The 3,708-nt window shown below is 64.6% G+C and carries 1 protein-coding gene and 4 pseudogenes; 3 read left to right on the top strand and 2 right to left on the bottom strand.

Going from position 1 to position 3,708, the window contains the following annotated elements:
- Positions 1-83: 83 nt before the first annotated feature.
- Complete coding sequence (locus ACZ7NC_RS44855) at positions 84-689, bottom strand: reverse transcriptase domain-containing protein (RefSeq protein ID WP_471498034.1); 606 nt, start codon at positions 687-689, stop codon at positions 84-86.
- A gap of 587 nt (positions 690-1,276) precedes the next feature.
- On the opposite strand from ACZ7NC_RS44855, the pseudogene ACZ7NC_RS44850 reads away from it, so the two are divergent.
- Together ACZ7NC_RS44850 and ACZ7NC_RS44845 are read left to right on the top strand one after the other, a co-directional pair.
- A pseudogene (locus ACZ7NC_RS44850) lies at positions 1,277-1,741 on the top strand (IS6 family transposase); the annotation flags it as partial.
- Between the two features lie 447 nt (positions 1,742-2,188).
- Positions 2,189-2,977, top strand: a pseudogene (locus ACZ7NC_RS44845) (IS110 family transposase); the annotation flags it as partial.
- A gap of 1 nt (position 2,978) precedes the next feature.
- Here the strand turns inward: ACZ7NC_RS44845 and ACZ7NC_RS44840 are convergent.
- Positions 2,979-3,140, bottom strand: a pseudogene (locus tag ACZ7NC_RS44840) (transposase); the annotation flags it as partial.
- Between ACZ7NC_RS44840 and ACZ7NC_RS44835 the strand changes: the two are divergent.
- A pseudogene (locus ACZ7NC_RS44835) lies at positions 3,139-3,267 on the top strand (transposase); the annotation flags it as partial. The pseudogenes ACZ7NC_RS44840 and ACZ7NC_RS44835 overlap by 2 nt on opposite strands.
- Positions 3,268-3,708 lie beyond the last annotated feature (441 nt).

The following is a 3,708-nucleotide window of genomic DNA, read 5'->3' as shown; positions in this document are numbered from 1 at the left end:
CAGCTATCACCCTGGTTGACTATCCACAACCAACGCGGGTGTGTCGCTGTGCACATGTGGAAACAGAACGCCAAAACGCTTATCTACGCGGCATTGCCTTGTGGGGTTCCCCGGTCCCGCAACTGCAGGGTGCCGTCGGGCAGTTGTAGCGGAGCTTGGAGCCACCGTTGGACATATAACTTCACCCAAACGGCATCGGTGTGAGATTCCACGGCCTTGACGACGAGGTCCCACCGGACGCTGTCGAAGAACTTCTGGATGTCCAGATCGATCACCCAGTCCCTCTTCCAGCAGCGTTGCCGACATCGCTCCACAGCGTCCAAAGCCGATTTCCCAGGGCGGTATCCGTAGGAATCCTCGTGGAACACCGAGTCCACTCGGATCCCCAGATGTCTGGCTACCACGGTCTGTGCAACCCGATCTGCGACGGTAGGAATTCCTAGAATTCTCAGACCTCCTCCGTGCTGCTTCGGAATCTCCACCGCACGCACCGGGGGCGGAAAGTAGGTCCCCGACGACATCCGATTCCAGACCTTGTAGAGGTTTCCCTTCAGGTCCTTCTCGAAGTCGTCGATCGACTGGCCATCCACCCCTGGAGCACCCCTATTGGCCCTCACTTCACGCCAGGACCCCCATACCTCCCGCTTAGAAATATCGAACGGCTTGCCTTGCGCTTTCAGCTCGTCCATCCCAGTTCCTCCCGGGCACTCCGGTTGACTGACCGAACAACAGCCGCGGATGACCCGGCCCCTTGGCTCCGCCCCCGTTACAGGGGCATCACAGCTACTACGAGCCGGTCCGCCAGCGCACCCCGCGACGGTACTCAAGCCCTCCAGGACACGCCTGACCCGGGCACTCCCTCTCGCCGCCCAACAAGGCAGTCGGTGTCGGGGTACGCCTTCTCACGTTCCACGCAGGAGCAGCAGACCGGACTCGCGTCGCCTCCATGCCGGACACCGCCTGGCCAATAGACGGGCACCCGCCAGGCTTATCCCGAGACCATCACAACGCCTCGGTTTCGATGCCATCTGTAAGATTTACGACACGTCCGCAGCGATTCGCTTGCGCTCGCCTTTCCGGTCCCCACCTGACGCCTCGAAGACGCCTTTTCCTCGATCGCTCACCACGACAGTCTTCGGCTAACGCAGCACGAGGCGGTTTGGAGCCTCCCCCCGCAGGGCGACTCCGAAGGGCCACAACCTTCATCTCCTACGCAGCATTGCACTTGGAGATATCTACCTACATAAAGCTCCTTCTGCATTCGTGACACACTGCGATGATCTTGGTCAGGATCGTCGTGGGAGGGCTGTTCGTGGGAACCGGGGCGTCGGTGTCGTACAAGGGGTACCGGTTCCCGGCCGAGGTGATCAGTCACGCTGTGTGGCTGTATCACCGGTTCCCCCTGTCCCTGCGTGAGGTGGAGGAGCTTCTGCTGGAGCGTGGGATCACCGTCACATACGAGACCATCCGGGCCTGGAGCGAGACGTTCGGTCCCCAGTACGCGGCCCGGCTGCGCCGGCGGCAGCCCCGGCCCGGCGACAACTGGTTCCTGGACGAGGTCTTCATCAAGATCAACGGGAAGATGCGGTACCTCTGGCGGGCCCTCGATGCCGACGGCAACGTCCTGGACATCCTGGTCCAGAACAAGCGCGACACCCGTGCCGCGAAGCGGTTCTTCCGCAAGCTCCTCAAGGGCACGGGCGAGGTGCCGCGGATGATCGTCACGGACAGACTCCGCTCCTAATGGGCAGTGAAGGACAGCCCCAAGCTCTACTCCGCTCCCGAGCTTGAGCTCCTGCTGTAGACGGGGTCAGGGCCGACCTTCGGGCACAGGGCCGAGACCTTGCATTGCTCCTGGTGTCGAGCCCTCTGCGTAGACGGGTCTGGTCCTGTGCTCGTAGTTGATTAAAGAACGCACGTTGCGGACCCGCGCCGAGGCCCGAAACGTGTCCGATCTGATGATCGGATCGTTGATGTTCGTGGTCTGAGCCACCGCCGGGGACTACCTCTTATCGTGCCCGGAGCCTTCGAGCTCCCACCAAGACCGAGGACCTCGCCGGTCGCTGGGGTCACGAACGGCTAATCGGATGCAGGGCCATCGAGCCCTTCCATTAGGGAGACGCGTGCCCCCGCACGGCTGCGACCAGCAGTAACACCCCATCCGCACAAGAGAATACGAGCGCGATCCATGAAAGTGACCTGCGGAATCGACTGGGCCAGCGACCACCACGACGTCGCCCTGATCGACGGCGACGGCAGCCTGTTAGCCAACGCCCGGATCGGCGACGCCGCTCCGGGCCTGCGTCAGCTCCTCGGCCTCCTGGCCGCGCACGGCGACAGCGAAGAGAACCCCATCCCCGTCGCGATCGAGACCTCACGCGGCCTGTTGGTGGCCTGCCTGCGCGCCACCGGACGCCCGGTCTACGCGATCAACCCGATGGCCGCAGCCCGTTACCGCGACCGCCACGCGGTCTCCCGCCGCAAATCCGACCACCTGGACGCCATGATCCTGGCCAACATCCTGCGCACCGACGCCGCAGCCCACCGACAACTGCCCCGCGATTCAGAGCTGGTGCAGACGATCGCGGTGCTCGCGCGAGCCCAGCAGGACGCGGTCTGGGACCGCACCCAGGCTGGCAACAAACTCCGCTCCCACCTGCACGAATACTTCCCCGCCGCTCTGGAAGCCTTCAGTATCCGTGAGGGCCTGTGCACCCCGGCGGCCCGGGTCATCCTGGCCGCCGCCCCCACCCCGGCCCAGGCCGCCACCCTCACCCGTACCCAACTGCGGGCTCTGTTGAAGAAGGCCGGCCGCCAGCGCGGCATCGACGCCGAGGCCGAGCGGCTGCGCGAGACCTTCCGACGTGCACAGATGCGTCAACTGCCAATGGTGGAGGAAGCGATGGGCCGCCAGACCATCACCCTGGTGCGCAAACTGGAGGCCGCCTGCACCAGTACCGACGACCTCGCCGCCGCGGCAGTCGTTCCTGGGCGGCCTCGGCGTTCGCGGCGGTGTAGACGGGCTTGAGGTCGGCGGCGACCTCGGCCCAGTCCGGGCGCGAGCAGTACCGCATCGAGGCCCTGATCAGATGAACGACGCACCGCTGGACCACGGTGGCGGGCCAGATCTGCGCGACCGCGGCACTGACCCTGCCTCACCACAACGGGCGCACCGAGGGCGTCAACAACAAGATCAAACTCCTCAAGCGCCAGACCTACGGCCGGGCCGGCTACCGCCTCCTCCGCCACCGCATCCTGCTCAGCTGACACTCCCGCAGGCCCAGGGACCACCGCCTACGGAAAATCTTGGAAGACCCTAATTCATGACACGCCCCGCGAGGTCAAAGATCAGTACAACGAAGGGAATTGTGATAGTCGAGCTGCGGCCGGGTTGGGCTGCTGCCAGGCTCGGCGCCGACGTTCCGGCATGACCCACAAGGTAATTGGCGGCTCGGGCGGGGAGCCGGCCTGTGGAGATGACCTGTCTCCGGAAGGCCCTTGAGGCCGACGCAGCGTGCCGCTGTGGTGGTTGAAGCGAATGGTCCCTCCCCCACGGCAGAGAGGGGAGGGACCACTCGGTCCTTATGCGAGAGAGTTAGTTGGTGGGGTTACTTGGCGGCTCCTGTGGTGTTGCGTCGGCGGTGGTGGTAGAGGGTGCCGGCGAGGGTCAGGAGTGCGGTGGTGGTGCCGGTGGTGGGGTCGATGAGG

Source organism: Streptomyces sp. NPDC111802, assembly GCF_055634335.1.
Note: the sequence above shows the minus strand (reverse complement) of the source record. Positions and strands in the feature narration are given on the sequence as shown.